At 67.5% G+C, this 24592-nt stretch carries 19 protein-coding genes, 1 tRNA gene and 1 pseudogene; 9 read left to right on the plus strand and 12 right to left on the minus strand.

Features of this window, described 5'->3' with window-relative positions:
* Position 1: 1 nt before the first annotated feature.
* From IM660_RS08670 to IM660_RS08685, 4 genes are all read right to left on the minus strand, one after another.
* Positions 2-1162, minus strand: a complete 1161-nt coding sequence (locus IM660_RS08670; protein ID WP_193498923.1) for an AAA family ATPase — start codon at positions 1160-1162, stop codon at positions 2-4.
* 29 nt (positions 1163-1191) lie between these two features.
* A complete protein-coding gene (locus tag IM660_RS08675; protein WP_193498924.1) occupies positions 1192-2712 on the minus strand; it encodes an ATP-dependent DNA ligase in 1521 nt (506 codons plus the stop codon).
* A 52-nt stretch (positions 2713-2764) separates the two neighbouring features.
* A complete protein-coding gene (locus tag IM660_RS08680) occupies positions 2765-5815 on the minus strand; it encodes an alpha-mannosidase (protein WP_193498925.1) in 3051 nt (1016 codons plus the stop codon).
* 148 nt (positions 5816-5963) lie between these two features.
* Positions 5964-7229, minus strand: coding sequence for an ROK family transcriptional regulator (locus tag IM660_RS08685; RefSeq protein WP_193498926.1), 1266 nt, complete (start codon positions 7227-7229; stop codon positions 5964-5966).
* Between the two features lie 91 nt (positions 7230-7320).
* Here IM660_RS08685 and IM660_RS08690 point away from each other — a divergent pair, with 91 nt between their 5' ends.
* The 4 genes from IM660_RS08690 to IM660_RS08705 are packed head-to-tail and all read left to right on the plus strand — an operon-like array spanning position 7321 to position 11790.
* Positions 7321-8595 carry an ABC transporter substrate-binding protein gene (locus tag IM660_RS08690; protein ID WP_193498927.1) on the plus strand — a complete coding sequence of 425 codons (1275 nt, stop codon included), beginning with the start codon at positions 7321-7323 and terminating at the stop codon, positions 8593-8595.
* 10 nt (positions 8596-8605) lie between these two features.
* Positions 8606-9502 carry a carbohydrate ABC transporter permease gene (locus IM660_RS08695; RefSeq protein ID WP_246465290.1) on the plus strand — a complete coding sequence of 299 codons (897 nt, stop codon included), beginning with the start codon at positions 8606-8608 and terminating at the stop codon, positions 9500-9502.
* A complete protein-coding gene (locus tag IM660_RS08700) occupies positions 9502-10401 on the plus strand; it encodes a carbohydrate ABC transporter permease (protein WP_193498929.1) in 900 nt (299 codons plus the stop codon). Before IM660_RS08695 ends, IM660_RS08700 begins: the two co-directional genes overlap by 1 nt.
* A 3-nt stretch (positions 10402-10404) precedes the next feature.
* The gene (locus IM660_RS08705) at positions 10405-11790 is read left to right on the plus strand and encodes a sulfatase-like hydrolase/transferase (RefSeq protein ID WP_193498930.1); all 1386 of its coding nucleotides are present in this window, start codon (positions 10405-10407) and stop codon (positions 11788-11790) included.
* A 17-nt stretch (positions 11791-11807) separates the two neighbouring features.
* Here IM660_RS08705 and IM660_RS08710 read toward each other — a convergent pair whose 3' ends face one another.
* Complete coding sequence (locus IM660_RS08710) at positions 11808-12770, minus strand: DUF4862 family protein (RefSeq protein WP_193498931.1); 963 nt, start codon at positions 12768-12770, stop codon at positions 11808-11810.
* Between the two features lie 80 nt (positions 12771-12850).
* Between IM660_RS08710 and IM660_RS08715 the strand changes: the two genes are divergently transcribed.
* On the plus strand, positions 12851-13843 hold the full coding sequence (locus tag IM660_RS08715; protein WP_210769102.1) for a Gfo/Idh/MocA family protein: 993 nt from the start codon (positions 12851-12853) through the stop codon (positions 13841-13843).
* A 3-nt stretch (positions 13844-13846) separates the two neighbouring features.
* On the opposite strand, the gene IM660_RS08720 is transcribed toward IM660_RS08715, so the two are convergent.
* Positions 13847-14728, minus strand: a complete 882-nt coding sequence (locus IM660_RS08720; protein ID WP_193498933.1) for a phosphotransferase family protein — start codon at positions 14726-14728, stop codon at positions 13847-13849.
* 80 nt (positions 14729-14808) lie between these two features.
* On the opposite strand from IM660_RS08720, the gene IM660_RS08725 reads away from it, so the two are divergent.
* Positions 14809-15294, plus strand: a complete 486-nt coding sequence (locus IM660_RS08725; protein ID WP_193498934.1) for a DUF6328 family protein — start codon at positions 14809-14811, stop codon at positions 15292-15294.
* 81 nt (positions 15295-15375) lie between these two features.
* Here IM660_RS08725 and IM660_RS08730 read toward each other — a convergent pair whose 3' ends face one another.
* From IM660_RS08730 to IM660_RS08745, 4 genes are all read right to left on the minus strand, one after another.
* On the minus strand, positions 15376-16137 hold the full coding sequence (locus IM660_RS08730; protein WP_425503883.1) for an ATP-binding cassette domain-containing protein: 762 nt from the start codon (positions 16135-16137) through the stop codon (positions 15376-15378).
* Positions 16138-16190: 53 nt separating this feature from the next.
* Positions 16191-17231 (minus strand): ABC transporter permease, encoded by a 1041-nt coding sequence (locus IM660_RS08735; RefSeq protein ID WP_193498936.1) that lies wholly within the window; start codon positions 17229-17231, stop codon positions 16191-16193.
* Positions 17232-18224 carry a substrate-binding domain-containing protein gene (locus IM660_RS08740; RefSeq protein WP_193498937.1) on the minus strand — a complete coding sequence of 331 codons (993 nt, stop codon included), beginning with the start codon at positions 18222-18224 and terminating at the stop codon, positions 17232-17234.
* 109 nt (positions 18225-18333) lie between these two features.
* The gene (locus IM660_RS08745; RefSeq protein WP_193498938.1) at positions 18334-19332 is read right to left on the minus strand and encodes a Gfo/Idh/MocA family protein; all 999 of its coding nucleotides are present in this window, start codon (positions 19330-19332) and stop codon (positions 18334-18336) included.
* A 394-nt stretch (positions 19333-19726) separates the two neighbouring features.
* Here IM660_RS08745 and IM660_RS20050 point away from each other — a divergent pair.
* The 3 genes and pseudogenes from IM660_RS20050 to IM660_RS20055 form a co-directional block, all read left to right on the plus strand.
* A pseudogene (locus IM660_RS20050) lies at positions 19727-19882 on the plus strand (variant leucine-rich repeat-containing protein); the annotation flags it as partial.
* A gap of 342 nt (positions 19883-20224) precedes the next feature.
* Positions 20225-20884, plus strand: coding sequence for a hypothetical protein (locus tag IM660_RS08750; RefSeq protein ID WP_193498939.1), 660 nt, complete (start codon positions 20225-20227; stop codon positions 20882-20884).
* A gap of 124 nt (positions 20885-21008) precedes the next feature.
* Positions 21009-21407 carry a variant leucine-rich repeat-containing protein gene (locus IM660_RS20055; protein WP_484593314.1) on the plus strand — a complete coding sequence of 133 codons (399 nt, stop codon included), beginning with the start codon at positions 21009-21011 and terminating at the stop codon, positions 21405-21407.
* Here IM660_RS20055 and IM660_RS08755 read toward each other — a convergent pair.
* Positions 21386-21473 (minus strand) — tRNA-Leu (locus IM660_RS08755). The genes IM660_RS20055 and IM660_RS08755 overlap by 22 nt on opposite strands.
* 219 nt (positions 21474-21692) lie before the next feature.
* Positions 21693-24506, minus strand: coding sequence for a S8 family serine peptidase (locus IM660_RS19925; RefSeq protein WP_193498940.1), 2814 nt, complete (start codon positions 24504-24506; stop codon positions 21693-21695).
* Positions 24507-24592 lie beyond the last annotated feature (86 nt).

The following is a 24592-nucleotide window of genomic DNA, read 5'->3' on the forward strand; positions in this document are numbered from 1 at the left end:
CTCAGCGCGACGGCCACACCCAGGCGGGACGGTCCAGCGGACCCTCCTGACTCTCGATCTGGGTCTCACCCAGTTCCTTGACCAGGTGCACATGCTCGACGCCGGTGCCCAGTGCCTCCTGCAACGCTGCGGCATGGGTCACCACCACCAGCTGCGTCTCCTGCGCCGCGCGCTGCATCAGGTGCGCCAGTGGTGTCAGCAGCTCCGGGTGCAGGCTCGTCTCGGGTTCGTTGAGCACCAACAGCTGAGGCGGGCGGGGTGAGAGCAGCGCCGCGGCGAGCATGAGGTAGCGCAACGTACCGTCCGAGAGTTCGGGCGCCCGCAGCGCTCGCAGCATCCCGGGCTGGTGCAGCTGCACGGAGAACCGGCCCCCTGTCACCTCGATCTCGAGCCGGCTCCCGCCGAACGCCTCGGCGATCGCGTGCTGGAGCAGGTCTGCCCGGCCGACCTCTTCGATCGTGGCCAACGCGCTGGGTAGGTCGGACCCGTCCGCAGCCAACGCCGGGGTTCGGGTCCCGACGGCGGCCGCTCGCGCAGGTGCACCGGCGTCGGTGCGCAGATGGTCGTAGAAGCGCCACCCCCGCAACGACTCCCGCAGCGTCACCAGTTCCGGTGCCCGAGTAGGGTCCGCAAGCGACGTCACACACGAGTCTGCCGGCGTGAGGGCACGGGTCAGTTCGTCCCAGCCCTCATCGCCTCGCGCCTTCACCAGCGGGCCATGGCGGCGCACCAGCTGAGCCCCCGGCCGGGCCAGCGGTCCGGCCCATACGGTCTCAGCCTTGATCTCCGGATCCAGTGCGAATCGCGAACCGGCATCCGGGCGGGGCAGGCCCAGATCCATCGCATAGCTGAGCTCCTCGGAGGCGAAGCCCACCTGCAGCCGCACCGGGCCGGTGCGGCGGGTGCCCTGCACCGGCACGTCGCCGCGTCGCATCGCGCCACTGAGATGCTCCGGCCCTGCCCACATGGTCGACCCCAACCCGCCCTCGGCGGCGAGGGCACCGATGGCGGTCCCGCGAGCGGTGTCGGCCAGCAGGCGCAGCGCCCGGTACAGGCTCGACTTGCCGCTCCCATTGGCACCGGTCACGACCGTCAGCTGCCCGAGCGGCACCACCACGTCCCGGAGCGAACGGTATCCCTGGACGGCGAGCGTGGTCAGCATGAGGCCACGTTATGCGCTCGCTGTGACAGTCAGCGCAGCATCGACCGGACCGTGTCGATGGTGTCGGCGTCGGTGACCGGCTTGTCCTGGCGGTACTGCTTCACCCGGGCGAACCGCAGTGCCACACCGCCCGGGTAGCGGGTGGAGCGCTGTACCCCGTCGACGGCGATCTCGACCACCACGTCCGGGCGGATGCGCACGAGGGCCTCGTCCTGCTCAGTGGCGATCGCGGGGAAGTGCTCGGTCTGCCACCGCAGCAGTGCATCGCTGAGCCCCTTGAAAGTCTTGCCCACCATCACCAGCCCGTCCGGCTCCCCGAACCGCCCGGCGGGGTCGCGTGCGGCCAGGTGCAGGTTCGAGAGCCATCCGGTGCGTCGCCCGTACCCCCACTCGGCGGCCAGCACCACCAGATCGAGTGTGTGCACGGGCTTGACCTTCAGCCAGTTCGCCCCTCGCCGTCCGGCGGCATAGGCACCATCCAGAGCCTTGACCACCACGCCCTCATGGCCGGCGGCCAGAGCCTCGCGCATCACTCGCTCGGCTGTCTCCGGTTCATCGGTGACGGCGCCCGGCACCACGAACTCTCCCGCCACTCGGGTGAGCTCCGCGAGGCGGTGCTGCAAGGGCTCATCGATGAGGTCCTGCCCGTCCACGTGCAGCAGATCGAAGAACCACGGCCGCAGCACCACCTCCCCGGCCTCGCTGCCGAAGCGGGCCATCGAGTCCTGGAACGCCCGGGGCAGGCCGTCCTCGGTGAGCGCGAGGGTCTCACCGTCGAGGATCAGCTCCTGCGCGGGCAGGGCGCGCACGACCTCGACGATCTCCGGGACCCGGTCGGAGATCTCGGCGAGGCTGCGGGTGAACACCTGCACCTGCTCTCCGCGGCGGTGCACCTGGATCCGGGCGCCGTCGAGCTTCGCCTGCACACTGCACTGCCCCAGCGTCTCGATCGCCTTCCCGGCAGAGGTAGCGGTTCCGGCGAGCATCGGCAGCACCGGGGTCCCCACCCGCAGGCCCACCTGCGTCAGGTCGTCGCCGGTGCGGGCCAGTCGCGCCGTCTCACGCAGGTCCCCGGTCAGCATCGCTGCCCGGCGCACCACCTCCAGGGGCAGATCCCAGGCCTTGGCGACGGCGTCCGTCAGCACCCCCTCCAACGCACCCGTGCGCATGTCACCGAGCATCACCCGGGCGAGGAAGTCCTGCTCGGTGATGGTGGCACACCCGAGTAGGGCGTGCAGCAACTCGCTACGTTGCGCCTGGGAGCCGGTTCCGGTCGTGGCCGCGATCGCGGTCAGTGCTTCGTCCACGTCCAGCACGGTCAGTGATGCCGCGCCAGCGGGCTCGGGTCGTACGGCTTGCAGGCGGCGCCACCCGATACCGATGCGCCCCTGGCGTACCTTACCCAGGAGCATCCCGACGGCGGGGCTCACCTCCTCCGGTCCCAGCAGCTTCAGGACGCTCGCCAGGGCGTCGATCTTGGCCAGGCGGGAACGTGTCGCAGCCACAGCGGCGGTGGCATGGTCCAGTTCGGCGACGAGAGTGCTGGTCACCGGTCCAGTGTGTCACCGGCCCGTGACACTGGAGCGGAAGGGTCGATCCCGGTCAGGACCGGGGGCGTCCTCGCAGCGTGACGATCTGGAAGGCTCGCAGGTCGAGCTCAAGCTCGCGTTCGCGTGTGAGGGCAACCGGTCCGGCCGGTCGTTCGAGGATGTCGACCTCGTGCAGGCCGTCGGCGTTGATCACGAACCGGGCACGCGCAGGCCGCCCCAGCGACTCGTAGGCGCGGACGATCAGGTCCCCTGACCCGTCTTCAGCCAACTTCACCGTGTGCAGCACCACGCCATCGCCGAACACCTGCGCGACCGGAGGCACGGACAGCCGTCCGCCCGTGACCGTCCGTATGGGCGTGTCCAGGTCATACGCCTCTTCGACCGCACCGGCGACGTCGGGCGTGATCACCAGGCGCGAACGGAAGGTGTGCTGACCCTGGTCGCTCTCCGGGTCCGGATAGAGCGGCCCCCGGACCAGCGTCTGACGCACCTGAGTCCGATAGCCCGGTGACGACTCATCGCCCGGGAACCGGGTGACATCGTGGCCATAGGTGGAATCGTTCACGACAGCTGCCCCGACGACACCGTCGCTGACATGCACCCAGCGGTGAGCGACCACCTCGAATCGTGCTTCGTCCCAGGACGTGTTCACGTGCGTGGGACGGTGCACGTGACCGAACTGGGTCTCGGCGCTGGAGGTAGGGGCGTCAATGCGGAACGGCTGCGCCAGTTTCAGCAGTCGTTGCTGTTCGTGCCAGTGCACGGTGGTGACGATGTCGACGACCGGCCGGTCAGGCATCAGCGTGACACTCTGATCCACCCGGGAGGACCCGAACTCGCGTGAGATGAGCACCTGCGCCGACCCGTCGTCGGCGATCGAGACATCAACTGGACCCGAGACCGGGATCTCCAGGTCGCGGTAGTGCGCGTCCACGTCCCATGCGTCCCAGTCCGTGGGGATGTCCTGATAGAGCGCCAGCACGTTGCCGGGGTGCTCCGCACTGAAGAGCTGCCGGTCGGAGTCGCGGTCATGCAGTGAGACGAACGTCCCGTCGGCCGCGATGTGCAACGTCAGGTGCGGGCTGCGCAGCACGTGGTGGTCGCCGACCCGGTCGAGTGCGATTTCGGCTCGCTCTGGAGCCGGTTCGCCTGCACCGAGGGCGAGGATGTCGCGGCGGGGAAACGGCGACCCGTTCACAGTGATCGTCCGGTCCCCGGGACCGGCGAGTGCCGCAAGCGAGAACTCGATGATCTGCTCGAGCACTGCAGCGTCCTCAGCGTGCATCCGTTCGGCGTCGGCGTGCACCCAGGAGATCGAGCTTCCGGGCAGGATGTCGTGGAACTGCAGCAACAGGGTGCGTTCCCAGATCCGGCGGAGCTGATCAGCCGGATACGGCGCACCCGTCCGGACTGCCGCGGTGGCGGCCCACAGCTCCGCTTCCCGCAGGAGCGATTCCGCACGCCGGTTGCCGCGTTTGGTCCGGACCTGGGCGGAGTAGGTGCCGCGGTGCAACTCCAGGTACATCTCACCGGCCCAGGTGGCAGGGTCTGCATCCGCCACTTCGGCTTCTGCCTGGGCAAAGAACTCCGACGGCGCACCAAACCGCACGCGCGGAAGACCCTCCACATCCGCGGCGCGCCGGCCGGCCTCGAGCATCTCCCGGGTGGGCCCGCCGCCGCCGTCGCCGTACCCGAACGGAACGATGCCGCCGGAGAACTGGCCATGGTCGGCGAAGTTGCCGTGCGCGTAGCCGAGCTCGAACGGGGAGAGGTCGGAGTTGTAGGTGTCGACCGGCGTGAAGTGGGTCAGGATGCGGGAGCCGTCGATCCCTTCCCAGGTAAAGGTGTGGTGCGGCATCCGGTTGGTCCGGTTCCAGGACATCTTCTGCCCGAAGAACCACCGTGCGCCGGCCGATCGAGCAATCTGCGGCAGTGCGCCGGTGTAGCCGAAACTGTCTGGAAGCCAGACCTCCGGGCACTCGATCCCGAACTCACGCATGAAGAAGCCCTGGCCGGCCACGAACTGGCGCACCAAGGATTCACCGCTGGGCATGTTCGTGTCGGACTCCACCCACATTCCGCCAACCGGTACGAACTGACCTCGCGCGACGGCGTCGGAGATCCGCGCGTACAGATCCGGGTAGTGCTCCTTCATCCACGCGAACTGCTGGGCGGAGGAGCAGGCGAACACGAAGTCCGGGTTGTCCTCCATCAGGGTGACCACGTTGGAGAAGGTGCGTGCGCACTTACGAATCGTCTCCCGCAGCGGCCACAGCCACGCCGAGTCGATGTGTGCATGTCCGACGGCGGTCAACGTCATCGCACTGGCATGCGCCGGGGAAGTCAGCACATCGGTGAGCTGATGCCGTGCCGCGGCAGCTGTTCCGGCCACGTCGGTGGGGTCGAGCACGGCGAGCATCCGCTCGATCGCTGTGAGGATGAGGTCGCGGCGGCGCACGTCGGTGCCGTCGTTCGTCGCAATCCCGCGCAGCAGGTCCACGTCATGGGCGAGGGCGACGACCTCGGCCTCGGGCACCACGAGGTGCGCACCGGCGAATCGGTAGATCTCCTCCTCGCCGGCGCTCTCCCAGCTGCCCAGGTGGGCGAGCGGGATCAGGTTCGTGCCGTGGGCGTTGTTCAATGTGGGGTTGGCGGCGGCCTCGACCCAGTACTCGATGGCCGCGCCGGGTCCCGCCTGGAGCGGCAGGCGGTGATTCAGCGGGGAGAGCGCGCGGACCACTGACCCGTCCGTGGTGTAGACGAGCCCTTCGGCCTGGAACCCGGACTGCGCCGTGGTGAAGCCGAGGTCGATCTCGAGCTCGACAGCCGCTGCGGTGCGCGCGTCCCATTCGCCGGGGACGGAGCCACTGACGTGCATCCACACGGTGTCCCAGGCCCGACCCCATGCGTCGCCGACGGCGAGCGGAGCGACGTCGCCGCGGGTGCCTTCAGCGAACGAGACGGGTTCGCCACCGACCCGTCGAGCGGAGACCGAGAGCGGACTGCGCTGGCGGACCCGTGCGGGCCGGATCACCTCGCGGACCACACGGTCCAGGCGCCGGACGATCTGGGTGGCAGCGTCCTGCTGGCGGATCTCGGTCATCTGTCTTGTCCCTTCGGACCGCGGCGGCGCGGCATCAGTTCTGCGGTCGCTGATTAGTCAAGCATATGGAATAAGGGGAGCGGTGTCACGGCGGGCTGTTGGGCGCACGGAGGTCGACCCGGGCTCGTGCGGTCGGTGGCGCCGGGTCTCAGCGCGGAAGGAATAGCTGTGTCGGCGCATTGAACGTGCTGGACCACATCGCTAGCGACGCTGCACCGACCGCGCCCACATGGTCGCCGATCGAGGTCCCGCGGACGATGACCTGGTGCACCGCCCGCCCGATGAACATCCGCGTCACGACATCCGGCACGATCCGCAGGATCGTGGGCGCGAACGGCTCCCACTGGGGTCCGCCGAAGACAATCGTGTCCAAGTCGAGCAGGTTGGCGAGCTGACCGGTGATCCGGCCCAGGCCACGAGCGGCCCGCTCGAGGATCTCCACCGCCTCGGCCTGGCCGGAATCGGCGAGACGACACAACTCGGTGAGAGCGGCGCCCAGGGCGCGGGCGTCGCCGATGTCGACCGCGGGTAGCACGCCGCGCACCGTGGCCTCGCCGACGAGAGTACGCGGCAGGATCGTGCTCTCCAGGCAGCCGCGGCCACCGCAGAAGCAGATCGGACCGTTCGGATCGGCGTTCATGTGGCCGATGTTGCCGCTCGAGCCACGCATGACCTCGCCGTCGAGCACGAGCCCGGCAGCGATGCCGGTGCCGATGTAGACGAAGGCCATGTTGCGCGGGCCGTCCTCGGCGTTCCACATCTCGCCGACGGCGACCGCCGTCGAGTCCTTGTCGATCGTGACGGGGAGGTCGAGCCGCCGTTCCAGGTCGGTCTTCAGTGGTACGCGTTCCCAGCCGACCAGGTAGGGGGCGCCGACCACGGCACCGGTGCGGACATCGATCGGACCGGGCGTTCCGACGCCGAGCCCGGCCAGCCGATCAGCCGGGATGCCGGAGTCGGTGATGAGCGAGCGAATCATCGTCTCGATCGCGTCGAGGACCGAAGTCGGGTCCGGGGAGGCCGGCGTCGGGATGCGGACGGTGCCGACCACCTCGCCGGCAAGGTTGAGCACCACCGACGTCAACCACGCCGGATCGATGTGCAGACCGAGCGCGTACAGGCCGCCCGGTTCCACCTCGAAGATCGTGCGAGGGGCGCCGGCGCCGGCGTAGATCCGGCCGGACTCCTTGATGAGGCCGTCGTCGCTCAGCCGGCGGCAGATGTTCGACATGGTTTGCGCAGTCAGGCCGGTGTGCTGCACTAGCTCGACCCGGCTGATCCCGGCCGACCGGCGGATCAGATCTAGGACCAACATCTTGTTGTAGTCGGCCACTCGGGGCAGGTTGGTGCCGCGCCGGCCCGGTGCTGCAGAGGCAGCACTGTCCTCGGCTGGTGTCGGCGTCCGGCTCGGCATGGGCCGATGCTACGCAGCAACTCACCACGTTGACAAACTCAAATTGGTGGAATTAACTGTGGCCCACTCGCATCAACGGAGAGGCAGTCACGTGAAGACATCCAGGTTCATCGCCGCCGCAGCAGTCGGCGCTCTCGCAGCGACCCTTGCCGCATGTGGTGGGGAAGGCTCAGAGCCGGACGACGGCGTCGTCCACCTCACCTTCCGGCAGTTCGATCCTGCCGACCAGATCCAGGGACTGGTGGAGGCCGTCGACGCCTGGAACGCGGATAACCCCGACATCCAGATCGAGCTCGAGACGCTCACCCCCAACAACCCGCAGCAGTTCGCCCGTGAGGCGAACTCCGGATCCGGGCCGGACATCGCGCACCTCGCGCTCGCGGATGTGGCGTTCCTGGCGGAGCCGAACATCTTGTTGCCACTCGAGGACCTGATGGCCGAGCAGCCGCTGGATGATGCCGACAGCCTGCTTGCCACCGAGATGACCGTCCTGGACGAGACAACCTGGGCCATTCCGTGGACGGCAGACACCATGGCCATGGTCTACCGGGATGACGTGCTTGCCGATGCAGGGGTGACCGAGACTCCGAGCGACTGGCCCGAGCTGCTCGACGTGGCGGGTCGGATCACCGACGCCTCGGGCGGTGAGGTGAGCGGATTCTGCTTCGCCGCGGGCGCCCAGCAGCAGGCGGCGCAGTGGTTCGCGATCAACTACTACATGTGGAACAACGACTTCCAACTGATCGAGAACAACGGCGGCGACTGGTCCGTCGGTGCCACCCAGGACCAGTTGGCCGGCGCCATCGACTACTTCAACTCCTACTTCACCGAGGGCATCACCCCGACGTCGATGCAGGCGATCACCGACTACGCCGATCCTTCCGTCGCGGCGGGTCTAGGTGATGGCACCTGCGCGATGACGTTCATGCCACCCGCCGCCTTCCGCGCGGTCCAGGAACAGGTCGACGCCGAGCTTCTCACCGCTCCCATGCCGGGAGGACTGGACGACGGCTCGACCCACCTGGGTGGCCGTGCACTGGGTATCAACGCCAACACCGAGCACCCGGACGAGGCGTGGCAGGTCGTGCAGTACCTGCTCAGTGCCGAGACGTTCGAGACCTACGACCAGTACCCGGCATCGGCGAGCACGCTGACCCAGCTGGATGTCGATCCGGCCGAGCAGGGATTCGTCGACCAGCTTCCGCACTCGGTGCCGTTCGTCAGGTATATCGGTGCCCCGATCACGATCGCGTCCTTGCAGGAGCTGGTGAACCAGCAGTTCTCGGCGGTGTACTCCGGCCAGGCGGACTCCGCCACCGCAGCGCAGGCGATTATCGACGCCATCGAGCGCGAGCTGCAGGGCTGAGGCGGTGACGATGACGACGCGCCGGACCTCCCTGCAGGCGTACCTGTTGAGCGCTCCGGCGCTCGTCATCGTCGCCCTGCTGTTCCTCTTTCCCTCGATCTACAACGTCATCCTGTCCCTGCAGGAGATCTCACCCTTCCAGGGCCCGGGTGACGGTGAGTGGACCGGGCTGGGCAACTTCGAGTACGTCTTCGGCAACCCGGAGTTCTGGTCGATCGCCCGGAACACGGTCTTCTGGCTCACCGCACTGACCGTGCTCCTGCGGATCGTGTTCGGACTCGCTCTCGCCGTTGCACTCCACTCGCCTGTGCTGCGCCGATGGAAGGTCCGCGGGCTGGCGCGCACACTCGTACTCATCCCGTGGATGGTGCCGCAGGTGGTGGCGATCGCCTCATGGCGCTGGCTGCTGGACGGCAGCTCCGGCGTGCTCAACCAGGTGCTCGTCGGATCCGGGCTCACCGACTCCGGAGTGGCGTTCCTCGCCCAGACGAGCACCGTGTGGTGGAGCATCGTGGCGATCATCGTCTGGCGTGAGCTGCCCTTCGTGGTGATGGTGCTCCTCGCCGGTCTGCAATCGATCCCGGACGAGCAATACGAGGCCGCATCGCTCGACGGCGCCGGTGGGATCCGTGCGTTCCGCAGCATCACGCTGCCGAATTTACGGCCGGTGCTCACCGTGGTGGTCCTGGTCACCGTGATCCAGACCTTCAACAACTTCGTCTACGTCTGGCTCACCACCGGTGGTGGACCAGGGACCTATACGGCGGTGCTCGCGACCGAGCTCTACTCGATGGCGTTCTTCGCCAACAAGCTGGGCGCTGGTGCGGCCATCGGTCTGGTGATGACCATGATCATGGCGGTGTTTGCCGTCCTCTACATGCGCGCGACCCGAACGGAGGACCAGTGATGAGCACCGTGACCCAGCAGGAGGGTGCACCCGCGCCCAGCCGGCTCCGCGCTCGACGCCGCGACAGTTCAGCACGCCGCGCGAGTGATCTGGTGCTCCTCGTCCCGCTCGCCGTGGTGCTACTGGCCATCATCTTCCCGGTGTTATGGATGGTCTATAGCGCCCTCCGCCCCGTGCAGGACATTGCCGCCGGCGTGAGTTGGTCGACTCTCCTGGACAACATCAGCCTGGACGCCTTCGCCCGGCTGTTCGAGGCGACGAACTTCGAGCAGTACATCGTGAACTCGCTGCTGGTGTGCCTTGTCGGCACCCTCTGCACGGTGATCGTCGCCAGCCTGGCCGGCTTCGCCCTCTCGCGCTACTCCTTCCGTGGCCGGGGAGCGATGTTCCTGCTGCTCGTGGCCACCCAGCTCCTCCCGTTCGTCGTGCTGATCACACCGGTGTACCTGTTCTTCTCACAGCTCGGCCTGCTCAACAGCTACCCGGGCATCGTGCTGGTGTACGTCGCGATGACCCTGCCACTTGCCGTGCTTCTGATGAGCGGGTTCTTCAACGGCGTCCCGCGCACCTTGGACGAGGCGGCGCGCATGGACGGCGCCTCCACCCTCACCGTGATTGCGCGAGTCATCGCTCCGTTGGTCTGGCCGGGAATCGTGACCGTTTCGGTGACGGCGTTCATCGCGATGTGGGAGGAGTTCCTCTTCGCCCAGGTCTTCCTCACCGACGACTCGTTGAAGACCGCGCAGGTCGGCCTCGCGGGCCTGTTCGGTGAGTACGGCACCGACTGGGGCGTCGTGATGGCGGCCTCCACCATCGCTGCGGCACCGACGATCATTCTGTTCTCTTTCCTGCAGCGCCGGCTGGTCGCCGGTGTCGCTGCCGGCGCAATCAAGGGGTGAGGTATGCAGACCGACAGCACGCGCAGCACTGACCAGACCGACCAGACCGACCAGACCGTGGGCCGGGATCGATCGGACCGTCCCAATATCGTCGTCCTGTACGCCGACGACCTCGGCTGGGGTGACCTCGGCTGCTTCGGTGCCGAGTACGAGACCCCGGCCCTGGACGGCCTGTGCGCCTCCGGCGTGAAGCTGTCGCAGTGGTACTCCAACTCCCCGGTGTGCTCGCCCTCGCGGGCATCACTGTTGACCGGGAAGTACCCCGCACACGCGGGAGTTGAGGCCATCCTGGGCGGAACGCGACGTACCCCCGGGCTGCCGCAGCAGGCCACCCTCGCCAGCGAGCTCCGCCGTCGGGGATATCGGACCGGCCTGTTCGGCAAGTGGCACCTGGGAGCCTCGGACGAGTACAGCCCGAGCCAGTATGGCTTCGAGGAGACCTTCGGCATCCGCGCCGGGTGCGTGGACTACTACTCGCACATCTTCTACTGGGGCAACCACAACCCGATCCACGACCTGTGGGACGACGACGAAGAGGTCTGGCTGAACGGTGAGTACCTCACCACGGTGATAGGGGACCGGGCCGCTGACTTCATCGGACGGCACGCCGGCGAACCGTTCTTCTGCTTCGTGCCGTTCAACGCCCCGCACTATCCGATGCACGCGCCGGCCGAGTACATGGACCGGTTCGCCCACCTGCCCGAGGGGCGCCAAGAGATGGCTGCGATGGTGGGCGCCATGGATGACGCTGTCGCCACGATCCTGGCAGCGCTGGCCGAGCACGGCCTGGCCGAGAACACGCTGGTGTTCTTCTCCTCCGACAACGGGCCCTCCGCGGAGAGCCGCAACTGGCTCGACGGGGAGGAGATCTCCTACGACGGCGGCTGGGCCGGTGGCCTTCGCGGCACCAAGGGATCAGTCTTCGAGGGAGGCGTTCGTGAGCCGAGCATCATCTCCTGGCCCGCTCGGCTGCCTGCTGGCACCGAGTTCGACTCGGTCGGGATGATGATGGACGTGCTCCCCACCGTGCTGCACGCCGTGGACGGCACGCCCGCCGACACGGACGCGATCGATGGCGCCTCCCTCATGGAGCCCTTGACGGCGGCCGGTGCGCCGGGTGCAGGTGGCCCGGATCGTTCGGTGTACTGGACCTATGAGGGCCAGTGGGCGGTGCGGCGCGGCGACCTCAAGTTGGTCCGCGATGCGCGTGAGGGCATGGACCCACCGGCCGCCGTGGTGCAGGCGCTCTACGACCTGGCGACAGACCCGGCAGAGACCACCGACATATCGGCGCAGCGAAGCGATCAGCTCGCTGCCCTCACCGAGGAACTGAGCATCTTCCAGGCCAAGAACCGTGCGTGGGTGGACGCCGAGACCCCCGCTCGCTGACCGCCCGATCGTCCGGCTCAGGTGCGGGCAGCGAGCACTCGCTCCACGCCGCTGCGGATCAGGGACACCCGCTGCTCGAGCGGAGCATTCCGCGGGCGGCACCCGATCTTGAGTCCGCACCACACGTGCGGGCCGGCCGCTGCGAGAGTGGCGGCAGCCCGGGCGTCCGTGAGCAGTGAGCCGTCGGCTCCGATGCCGGCGCGGCCCGGGGCGAACGAGGGGTGCGCATCGGCCCAGGCCGGCCCGTAGTCGGTGGCCACATCCGCCACACCGGAGAGGACCACGCCGGCCAGCACACCGGCCTCGCGGATCGCGCGGACGTGCTCGGGCACCAGGTCCGGATCGCCGAGCTCGATGGCTGAACGGCCCCAGTTCACCACCATGCCGGCGCCCGTGGCGGCGTCGGTGATCGCCTGAAGCTCCTCCGCCACGGAGAGGAACCCCTTGGCGGTCGGGCGCTCCGGCTGACGCTCGTCACAGTGCTCGATCAGAATCTGCGTGCCGCCGAAGTCCCAGGCCGCGATCTCCCGCAGGGATTCGGTCAGTGCAGCGGTGGTGCCGTGGGCAGCCGTGGAGGCCGGGGCGCTGTGCAGCTCGATCGCGATGACCACCTGACGGCCGAGTGCATCGTGCAGGCGCGCGACGTCGTCACGGATGGACGCCACATCGGCCACGGCGCGAGCCCGCCCGCCCGGGTCCGCCGAGGCCAACCCGTAGGCGGGATCGTCGGCGAGCCGGTGCACCACCCCTCCGATCTGGGTGATCACCATCTCCCACCCAGCGGGGAGCTGCCTGGCGTACCAGCTCTGGTCGTGGGCATGCAGGGACGTGATCCACGGCACTTCCAGCCCACGCACACCGGGGATCTCGGCGATCCGGCTCAGGTACGCCCGTTCCAGGTGCGGATCCCAGGATTGCGTGGTGGGGGAGGAGGCGTACGCGCCGACGAACACGCCGGACTGAGAGGACGGTGCGGGCATCGACCTGCCGATCTATGGATGAGGAGAGTCATGCCAGGCTATCCAGCCGACCGCCGCCCTTCGGCAGCTACGCTCAACCCGTGGACACTGTGCGATGGGGAATCATCGGCGTCGGGGACGTCACCGAGGCCAAGAGCGGGCCAGGTTTCCAGCACGCGCAGCGGTCCGAGTTGGTCGCGGTGATGCGCCGGGACGGTGCGAAGGCGGCCGACTACGCGCGGCGCCACGACGTGCCGCGCTGGTACGACGACGCCGAGGCGCTCCTCGGGGATCCGGACGTGGACGCCGTGTACATCGCCACACCGCCGGACTCGCACCGTGACTATGCGGTCCGCGCACTCGAGGCCGGCAAACCGGTCTACGTGGAGAAGCCGATGGCGCGCACCACGCGCGAGTGCGAGGAGATGCTCGCCGCTGCTGAGCGTGCCCGTCTGCCGCTGTTCGTGGCCTACTACCGGCGGTCGATGCCGCGCTTTGCCACGGTGAAGGAACTGCTCGACGGCGGTGCCATCGGCCAGGTGCATGCGTTCCGGGTGGAGAACTTCCGCCCGACGCCGGCAGTGGGCGAACAGGTTCCTTGGCGGCTGCGCCCGGGGATCTCCGGCGGCGGTCACTTCGTGGATCTCGCCTCGCACACGCTGGACCTGCTCGACCACCTGCTCGGGCCGGTGACGCAGGTGCACGGGCATGCCCTGAACATCTCCGGCATCTCCCAGGCCGAAGACACGGTGAGCGGGACCTTCCAGGTGGGCTCCGCCGTCGTGGGGACGGGTTTGTGGTGCTATGCGGCAGATGAGGACCGTGACCTGGTGGAGATCATCGGCACCGAAGGATCCTTGCGGTTCTCCAGCTTCGGTCAGGAACCGTTGCGGCTGCGGACCGGTGCCGGGGTGCGCGAGATCGAGGCGCCGTACCCGGCCACCGTGCAGCAGCCGCTGATCCAGGCGGTCGTGGACGAGCTCACCGGTGTCGGAGCCTCGCCGAGCACAGGAGCGAGTGCGATCCGTACCGCGCGGGTGGTTGACGCGCTCCTCGCCGAGTACCGGACCGAGTACGGCCTCACGTTCCGATAGGGCTCACAGGTAGTGGGCGAGCCGGTTCATCGTGCCGAGGAGCGACTGCGTGGTGCCGTGCAGGATGTTGTAGATGATGTGGTCCAGGCCGATGTGCAGCAGGCATGCGCGTCGCCTGTCAGGGTCGGCCAGTGGTGCGATCCCGACGGAGTGCCACCGGCTCTCCAGCTCTCGCACCAGGAGCGGCAGGTCCAGGTTGCGGTGCCAGGGTGCCCAGAACTCCAGCCACGCCAGGTCGTAGAGGTGATCGCCGAAGCGGTAGCAGCCCCAGTCGAAGATCCCGGTGATCCGCCCGTCCTCCACGTGCACATTCCGGTTGATCCAATCCGCATGCACCAGGGAGACCGGTACGGTGACCGGGCATGTCGTGCGTAGCCGGTCCAGACCGTGATCGAAGAGCTGCACGGCTGCAGGCACGGCGCGTTCGCGCCAACCCTCCTGCCATGGGTAGGAGCCAACCTGGAGCAGATGGTCGCGCCAGTCCTGAGCGCGGTGACCGGCGGGTGCCGGAGTGTGCCGGAGCGACTCCAGGATGTCGGCCAGCTGGGGGACCAGGACTGACCACTGGGGACGAGAGACGCGCTCGAGCGCAGTCCCGGGAACCCGTGCGGAGATCGCGTACGTCGTGCCGGTGAGAGGGCCGCTGTCGATCGTGCCATGCGCGAGCACATCGGGAATGGGTACTCCGTCGGGACGCAGGCGCGCGATGAAGGCATCCGCCTCGTAGTCCTCGGTGGAGCCCCCGAGCCGCAGGATCAGGGCGTCCTGACCGCTGTCGAACGCGAACGCCGTCGACCAGGCACCGCCCTCGAGCGGCTGGACCGATGATGTCGGGAATCCCCGGCGCTCCAGCAACGCTCGGACCTGGGCGAGATTGGGGCTCACGAGGCGAGCGTAGCGGCGGCAGGAGTCAAGCCCTGGCCGTTCACCGGGCGACGAGCGATGGTGGTGCCGATACTGGGCGTATGAGCACCGAACCGCAGTCGGAAGGTGGGCGGCACGAGTCCGCTGAGCAGCGTGCCGACCGGAACTGGGATGAGCTCATGCAAGAACTCCGCGTCACTCAGACGGGCACCCAGATCCTCACCGGGTTCCTACTCACCCTTCCGTTCCAGCAGCGCTTCACCGAGCTGCGCAGTGATCAGGTGACGGTGTACCTGTGCCTGGTCGTGCTCGGGCTCGCGACGACAGCGTTGGCCGTAGCCCCGGTGAGCATCCACCGGATGCTCTTCCAGCGACGACGCAAACCGCAGATCGTGCGGCTTGCGAACCGACTCGCGAAAGTCGCGCTGGCGACGCTCGCGGCTCTGGTGGTCGGGATCGCTCTGTTCGTCTTCGACGTGGTGATCGGCCGCTCAGCTGGGGTGATCGCCGCGCTCGTTGCGCTGGTTCTCGCCGGTGTGCTCTGGGCAGCGCTGCCGCTGTGGGTACGAGGGCGGCCATCGCGATAGCGCCTGCACGGCCAGCCCCGGCCGCGGGGGAGACGACCAGGACCGGCCATGACGGTTGAACGAGCCACCTGCTCGTGCCGCTCAGCTGCTCGCGCGTTCCAGTTCATGAGCGAGGCTCGCCAGCTCCGCCCCGCCCGACATCAGCGCTGTCAGCTCGGCAATGCTGATGTCTGCCTTCTCGTGCAGTCCGAGGCTCTTGCCCCTGTTGAGGATCAGGAAGCGGTCACCGACGGGATAGGCGTGGTGTGGGTTGTGGGTGATGAAGATGACGCCGAGTCCGGCGTCCCGAGCCTGAGCGATGTAGCGCAGTACGACGCCGGCCTGCTTGACTCCCAGAGCGGACGTCGGCTCGTCGAGGATCACGAGCTTGGCTCCGAAGTAGACGGACCGCGCGATAGCTACCGACTGTCGCTCACCTCCCGACAGCGTCCCGATCGGCTGGTCCACATCACGCAGGTCGATTCCCATCCTCTTCAGCTCGTCCTTGGCGATCTGTTTCATCGCGGCGACGTCGAGGCGCCGGAACGGTCCCCAGCCACGGGTGATCTCGGACCCCAGGAAGAAGTTCCGCCACACCGACATCAGCGGTACGACGGCGAGATCCTGGTAGACGGTCGCGATCCCGGCGTCGAGGGCATCCCTGGGGCTTGCGAACCTGCGGCTGTGGCCGTAGACGGCCAGCGTGCCCTCGGTCTGCTGGTGCGCTCCTGCGATGATCTTGATGAACGTCGACTTACCGGCGCCGTTGTCACCCAGTACGCACAGGACCTCGCCGGCGTGGATGTGGGCGTCGACATCCTGCAGCGCGATACTCGATCCGTAGTGCTTGGCGATCTGCGTCATCGCCAGGATCGGCACGCCGGGGTCGGGTTCGGTGGCCCGCGCGGTGTCCTCACTCATGACCTGACTCCTGCCTGTCGGCGGACGTAGAGGTTGACCAGTACGGCCAGCAGCAGCATCGCTCCGAGGAACGCCTTCAACCAGTTGTTATCCCACTGCGCGAAGACGATGCCCTGGAGTGCCATGCCGTAGATCAGGGCACCGATCGCTGCGCCGATGGCCGAGCCGTAACCACCCGTGAGGAGGCAACCGCCGACGACGGCGCAGATGATGTAGATGAACTCCTGCCCGATACCGGTGGTCGCCTGGACCGTGCCGACGTCGAACAGCGAAAGCATCCCCACCAGCCAACCGGCACCGGCCGTTCCCATGAACAGGAAGATCTTGGTGCGAACCACCGGGACACCGACCTGGCGGGCGGAGTGAGACTGGCCCCCGACGGCGAACACCCAGTTGCCTGCGCGAGTGCGCAGCAGCACCCAGGTGGCCGCGGCAGTCAATGCGATCCACCACAGAACCGAGGCACGCAGACTGAAATCACCGAACCTGATGACTGATCCGAAGATCACCTTCACTTGCTCGAAACCGGGCACGTCGGACATGCCCTGGATCGCCACTGTTCCGGTGATCAACTTCGTGACCGCGAGGTTGATGCCCTGCAGGATGAAGAAGGTCGCCAGGGTCACGATGAAGCTCGGGAGCCCGGTCTTCATCGTGATCCACCCGTTCCATGCGCCGATTCCGAGCGAGGCGACCAGCGCGATGATCACAGCCAGCCACACGTTGATCTCGTAGTGGGTGGCCATCACACCAACCATCAGGCCGGAGGTGCCCGTCATGGCGCCCGTCGAGAGGTCGAACTCACCACCGATCATCAGCATCGACACGGCGACCGCCATGATCCCGTAGAGCGAGGCCGAGTAGAGCCACGTCGAAACTCCTGCCGGCGTCAGGAACGCCTGGGTCAGGCTGGAGAAGAGGATGAAGATCGCCAGGGCCGCGACGGCGGCGCCGACTTCCGGTCGTTGGAGCAGCACGACGAGCGGGTGTGTTCTCACCACCCGCTCGTCGGTGGCTGTCAGGGTTGCGGCGCTCATCTAGCGGGTTCCGTTCTCAGCGAACTCGGCCACCTGAGCGGCGTTCTCCTGGGTGATGAATCCGGGACCGGAGTAGATGGGGTGACCGCCACCGACGACGTCGCCGTTGCGGGCCTGCAGGGTGAGCAGGCTCACCGGGACGTAGCCCTGCGCGTAGGGCTGCTGGTCGACAGCAAAGATGATGCTGCCGTCCTGGACGAGCTCGAGCACATCCTCGCTGACGTCGAAGGTAGCCAGCTGTGCGGCTGAGCCGGAGGACTCGATGGCCTGAGCGGCAGCCACGGCGATGCCCGGGTTCAGGGTGAGAACACCGTCGATGCTCTCGTCGGAGAGCAGCTGGGACTCGATGGTGTTCTGGGCGTCGGCGACGTTGGCGACGTCGACCTGCACGTTGGAGACCGTGCCTCCTAAGGTATCGGCCGCACCAGCACACCGATCCTCCAGCCCGGTGTTCCCGGCTTCGTGAACGATGCACACCAGGTTGGTGACGCCGGCCTCGCCCAACTGCTCGCCGGCACCCTGCCCGGCGATGAACTCGCTCTGACCAACGTGCGTCTGGGCGCCGAACTCCTGGGACTGTTCCAACCCGGAGTTGATGGTGATGACCGGGACCCCTGCGGCCACTGCTGCCTCCACGGCGCCGCGAACGCCATCCGGGTTCGACATGGAGACGATGAGACCATCGATGTCGGAGGCCACGGCAGCCTGGATCAGTTGCGACTGCTCCACAGGGTCGCCGTCGCCCTGATAGGTCACGGTGACTCCGAGGTCGTCACCAGCCTGCTCGGCACCGCTCTTGACAACGTCCCAGAAGGCATCGCCCGGGGTTCCGTGAGTGACGACCGCGATCGTCTCCCCTCCTGAGTTGCCCGACCCGCCCTCGCCGGTACCCCCGGCTGCGGTGGGGTCCTCCGACGCCGTTGAGCAGCCAACCAGGGCCAGGGGTGCAGCGATGAGGGCCGCCAGGCCCACCTTCACCATCTTCTTCGTCATGGCTTCCTCCTTTGGAATCCACAGGGGCGATGGGTCGCCCCTGTTGGGTGGTTGTACTTCATGGTGGTGATTGTCCTTGAGGACCGCCCTACTCGCGGTCCACGTTCCTTCACAGATTCAGTTCAGCCATATCGACGGTGCGCCCCTCGTGCTGGGACGTCTGTGCCGCCTCGGCGATCAGCTGCGCGGAGAGGGCATCCCGCGGCGTACACGGGTTCGCGACCTCGCCGCGGACGACGCGCACGAACTCCTGGAGCTCGGTGGCATACGCAGTCGCAAACCGGTGCTGGAAATCCGAGTGTGGCGCACCAGTCGGAAAGGGGACGTCTGCCTCAGCACTTCGCAGGGGTGACTGCTCGTCCAGTCCCACGAGCAGTGTCGCTACCGTGCCTGCCAGCTCCATCCTGACGTCGTATCCGGCCCCGTTGTACCGCGATCCCGACAGCGTCACGAGGGTACCGTCGGTCATGGTGAGCAGAGCAGCCGACTCGTCCACGTCGTGCGCATCGCGGAAGTAATCGGCTCCGCGGTTGGCTCCGACGGCGTGGACCGTGGCTACCTCGGACCCGGTGACCCACCGCAAGACGTCGAAGTCGTGGACGTGGCAGTCGCGAAAGATCCCTCCGCTGCTGGCGATGTACTCCGCCGGCGGTGGTGCCGGGTCGCACGTCATGAGGTGGACCCGGCGCAGCTCTCCGAGATCGCCTCGACTCAGCGCCTCGCGCGCGGCGCGATAGCCAGCGTCGAACCGGCGCTGAAACCCAATCTGCACCGGCACCTCGCTACGCTCGCAGTCCTCGACGAGCGTGCGTGAGCTGGTGACGTCCTGCGCGAGAGGTTTCTCGCAGAAGACGGGTATCCCGGCCGCGATCCCGGCGCGGATCAAGTCAGGGTGTGCTGGCGTGGGTGCCGTGATGACGATGCCATCGGGTGAGTTAGCCAGGGCCTCGTCGATCGACATCGACGTCGCCCCGACCGCGCGTGCAGCGGATGCAGACCGCTCACCGTCGGGGTCCGCAACGATCAGCTCGTCGACATCGGGCGCGGCGGCCAAGGTCGAGAGGTGGGCGATACCGATCCGCCCCGCTCCGAGTACTGCGATGCGCATGTGAACCTCCTGCCAGTCTCGGTTGCGTCAGTTGTGATTGCGTTGGTGGTCGCTCGGCCCGGGTCGAGTGTGGGTCGCGGGCGGACGGTGGAGGTTCGGTGCCATGGACGCTCCTTCGCATTTGTTAGGACATACGGACCGTAGCGTGGTGACAAGCATCACACAAGCGGATTGGGTATCGAGTTTTCGTTGCATCGCAGGTCATCGACACTGATCGATTGTTCGAACAAAGTCGCTCATGGTCGAGTTTTGGTGAGGAGTTGGCACAGCGACGGACCACGCACCTGTCCGCGGGCGGGCCTGGCCATGGTGACGGATCGGGACGTTGTAACGAGAGTGCTGAGACGTGCCAAGGCTCCGCTGGAGCAGTGCGACTCTGCGATACTCTCTCCTTGTGGTTGGTGGTCAGGGGGATGGTGAGTGGTTCATTGCGAGGGATCCGAGGACTCCTCCTGAGCACTTAGCCGACATCGCTGCCCGGCGCTGGGATCTGCACCCGGTGATCGCGGCCAATCCGCGTGCCTATCCCGCGCTGCGCCACTGGATGGCTTCGGTGAACCCAGGCGGCACGCGGCCGCAGCCAGGGCATGCTGCCCCCTCTGCGGGCCCGCAGCCCATCGGTCAGTACCCGCAGCGGCCCGCCGGACCGTACCCACAGCCGCCGCGCCGTGGCTCCGCGTGGGGGCTCGCGGCCGGAGGCTGCCTCACCGCTCTCGTCCTCGTGGTCGCACTCTTCTCGTGCTCCGGCGCGCTTTTGGCATCGGACGATCCAAATCCCACCGGCGCTGGAAGGGACCCGTCCGCGTCCCCGTCCCGGTCCCCCTCCGCGTTCCAGTCCTCGACGCCGTCCGCTCCTGCAGGCGGCAGCGCAGACGCGGAGGCGGACGAGCATATGGCGGTCTACGAGGCGGAGCGAGAGCGGTATTACGAGCTCGCCGCCCAACTCGAGGGCAACCCCGTCGCACCGCTGGTCACCCGCCCTGTCTGGTTCGAACTGCTCGAGGAGCGAGCGGCATCGGCCGATTCGCCTTACCTGGCCGAGGGCCTGGCGCGGGACGCGCAGCGGTACCGAGAGGAACTGGAAGGGCACATCGCTGATGCTGAAGACCGACGCATCAATGACACAGGCACCCTCAGTGAGGGCTTCGTCGACAACGCCGGACACGGCTTCATCACCATCCTCTGGGACGCTGCGACCGTATGCGATGACGACGCGATTGGATGCGTTACCGGCGATTCACTCACTGTCCACATGCTCGCCGAAAGCGAGTACGACAGTGAGTACGAATTGCGGACGACCCTCGTGCACGAGCTGGCCCACGTTTATCAGAGAGCGGATTCCGCGAGATTCAGGGATGGATCTAGTGACTACGAACGGCTCCTGGACCAGGGGCTGTTCGAGGGTAGCAGCGAGAAGATGGCCGACTGCTATGCGCTCACCTACTACGACGAGTGGACTGACGCTGGGGCTGGCTACGGGTACGTGTGCGACGAGTCGGAGCGCGAGGCGATCCGCACGTGGGCGGCAGACCTCAACGCTCCGGTGCCCTGATCGGGTGCCCCGGAGGATGTGGCGGTGGAGGTTGTGATCGTCCTGGATCAGCGCGCTGCCGCTGTGGAGGCGGCGGGGGACCGGCCGACCGTGAGTCCGGGGCGGCGTGGGATCACGTGTCGGCGTGGTTGGTGGCCAGGGGGATCGTGAGTGGTTCATTGCCAGGGACCCGAGGACTCCTCCTCCTGAACACTGGGCCGAGATCGCTGCCCGGCGCTGGGATCTGCACCCGGTGATCGCGGCCAATTCGCGCGCCTATCCCGCGCTGCGCCATGGGATGGCCTCGGTGAATCCAGGCGGCATGCCTGCGAAGCGAAATCCGGCCGCCGCACCGTCTTCCGGCCCGCAGCCAGTCGGTCCGTCCCCGCAGCGCCGGACCGTACCCACAGGTGGCAGCACAGACCCGGAGGTGGACGAGCATTTGCGCTGGGTCCGGACGGGTGGAGGACCGCTCCCTTGTGGTCCTGGTTCCTGCTGGTGTGTAAACCTGCAGGCCACACATGGTGTCCGAGGGGGGACTTGAACCCCCACGCCCTATACGGGCACTAGCACCTCAAGCTAGCGCGTCTGCCATTTCCGCCACCCGGACAAGGGTGAGGCGAACACTCCCACAGGGGCGTTCGCGACGCCGGTAAACATACCATGACCGGCTTCTAGATCCGTAACCGGCGACCCACGGGCCGAGTGCTCAGGCTCACACGTGAGCGGCTGACGGCGGCAGGTCCCGAGCCGTTCAGTTCGGGACCTGCCGCCCGTGGACCGACCACTGCAGGTGCGGTGAGGGTCAGCCGGTCAGCCGGTCAGCCGGTCAGCACTGACCCAGCATGATGCAGCGCAACTCGCCCTTCATCTTCGGAGGCACATCCCGCAGCTGCTCGCGGAACTCGCTCGGTGGGTTGCCGTCACCGTCCCGGTCGATGGTGAACACCGCGGTATCGGCGCTCTCCACGTGATCGGGGTTCTCCGGGTCGCCGAGGGCGTTCACCACGGTCAGGCCGATGATGTAGTCACCATCCGGCACCGACCACTCGGTGTTGTGTCGCCCGGCCCGGTAGACCGAGGCGAGCACCCCGTCCCACGTGTACGGCGTGAACGCTTCCGCACCTCCCGAACGTCCCACATACTCCGACGCCAGGAACGTCGCTGTCGGACCGATGGCTGCGCCACGCTCACCGTCGACGGCGGCGTAGACAGTCATCTCCAGCGACTGAGCCGGGTGCTCCAGGTGCACCAGGAACGTCGGCACATCGCCATCGGCCATCGAGTAGGTGGCGCCGTCCGGCATTAGATCCCACTCGCCGTTCATCGTGCAGTCCGCTCCGATCAGGCGGTCGCACGCGGTGAGCTGGCCGAGTACCGGTAGCCCGTACCCGATGTCGGTGAGCAGCGGCACCTCCTGATAGTCACCGGCGTACCCGACGTAGGGCACCCGGATCGGTTCACCGTCCTCGGGCATCAGGGTCAGGTACCCGCCGTACTGCGCCTGCTCCAGATCGGCGCTCGGAGCGATCGTCACATCGACCGACACACTGGAACCCGCGGGAACCGTGATCTGCGCAGGGACATCTACGCTGCTGACGCCGTACAGGAACGTCGGGTCGTCCGGATCCCCGCCCGTGGCGATCGCATCCTCGGCCGAGACCGTGTACGTGACGTCAGTGCCGCCGTCGTTGTGCAGCGTCACCGTGCGCGAGACCGGGCCGTGCTCGCTCTCGCCGAGCTCGATCGCGCCGGGGGAGACCCGCGTGGTGGACAGGATCGCCGCATCGATGTCGAGCATCCCGGCCCCTTGGCGGAACACCGGCTCCAGCAGACCGAAGTCGGTATTGAGTGACCACAGCGTGGGATCGGCTGAATTCTGCAGCACATCCTTGATCTCACCGGGGTCGAGGTCGTCTCGCGCCTGCAGCAGGAGTGCGATCGCGCCCGCCACATGCGGCGATGCCATCGACGTGCCCGACTTCGATCCGTATCCGCCCTGCTCGAGCGGCATCGTCGACCAGATCTGCCCACCCGGTGCGCCCAGATCGGGCTTGAGCTGCAGGTCTGCCGTCATGCCGTAGGAGCTGAAGTCGGAGATGAGCCCACCAGTCGGGTTCGGTGCAGAAATCGTCTCATCGCTCCACACCAGCTCGGCCGCCTGCCCTTCCTCGATGGCAGCCACGAGTGCCAAACCGTCATCGAGGGAGAGTGACGGAACGGCAATCGTGATCGGGGTCTCGCCCTCCACCGTGGGGGAGACGAGACCTGGCGCGTTGTTGTACAGCACCATCGCGGCAGCGCCAGCATCCTGGGCGTTGACGGCCTTGATGTGGAACGAGCACCCGCCTCGCTGCACGACAACCGCCTGGCCCGAATAGTCACCGGCCAGCGGCTCGCACGCGAGCGGGAGGTCCGCGATCGCCAGGGGGAGCTCGCCCGAGGTCGGTGCGTCGGCTGCACCGGCAGCTGAGATGTACGGGTAGACGGCGCCGTCCGGCTGGGTACCGAACGAGTTCGCCATGAACTCGACATTGTCGTAGGACGCCACGCCGATGACGTCGTCGCCCACGCCGGGCGCTCCAGCCGCCCACAGCCCGAGGTCACCCTCGTTGCCGATCGAGGCGACCACGACCACTCCGGCGTCCACCAGAGCGGCGCTGGCCACCGCCGTCGGGTACTCAGGCCAGGAGGCAAAGGCGGCCCCGATGGACATGTTGACCACGTCCATCCCGTCGTCCAACGCCCGCTCCATCGCCTCGATCATGATGTCGGAGGTGGTGGAGCCGTCGCAGCCGAACACCCGGTAGGCACCGAAAGTCACACCGGGCGCTACACCGCGTACCCCACCGTCTGCAGGGTCACCGTCCGCTCCGACGATCCCGGCCACGTGCGTGCCGTGGCTCTGGCAGTCGTCTGGGTCGGGGTCCGGCGCCGGCACCGGCTGGTAGTCCACGCTGCTGTCGTCGGCGTTGTAGTCATCGCCCACGAAGTCATACCCCACGGGCACCCGTTCGGTGGGGAAGGTGGTCTCCGCGCCGGAGCCTCCGAGGTCCGGGTGGTGGTAGTCCACGCCGGTGTCGATGATCCCGACGGCGATCCCCTCACCGTCGTAGCCGAGCTCGCTCTGGGCGATGTCCGCTCCGGTCATGGTGATGGCGCTGACCATCTCCGGCATCACATCCGATGTCGGTGTCGGCGGCAGCTCCAGCGGAAGCACCGGGAAGACCGCCTGAACGCCGTCGGCGCCGGCGAGCAGGGCGGCGTCGGCGTCCGACATTGTCACCGACAGGCCCGTCCATAGAGAGCTGAGCTCGCTGCGGACGCTCAGGTCAACACCGAGCTCCTGCGCCTCAGCAATCACCTCACGTGCATGCCGGGAGTTCACCGACGGGCTGCCACCGCGACTGGTCGGTGTGCCCTCGGTCTCCACGAGCCAGGCTCCGGTCGGCGATGACTCGGCCTGCAGTCCGGCCGGTTCCGCTGCGACGCCGTGGTCGGACGCTGTTCCGAGATCGGTGATCTCGTCCGCGGATGCGGCACTCAACGGGATGATGGCGGTCAGTGCGAGGGCGGCAGCGCTGCCCATCGCAACGGCCCCCCGTCGTGTCCGGTCCGCCCCGGATCGATCGGATCGACGCATGAAGGGTCTCCTCATCGTGTTCGACGTACGTCCCGTGATGGGGACGTCCGTCGAACATAGCCGTCTGATCCCGATCTGTGAACCGA

It is taken from the genome of Ruania alkalisoli (assembly GCF_014960965.1).
GTDB lineage: Bacteria > Actinomycetota > Actinomycetes > Actinomycetales > Beutenbergiaceae > Ruania > Ruania alkalisoli.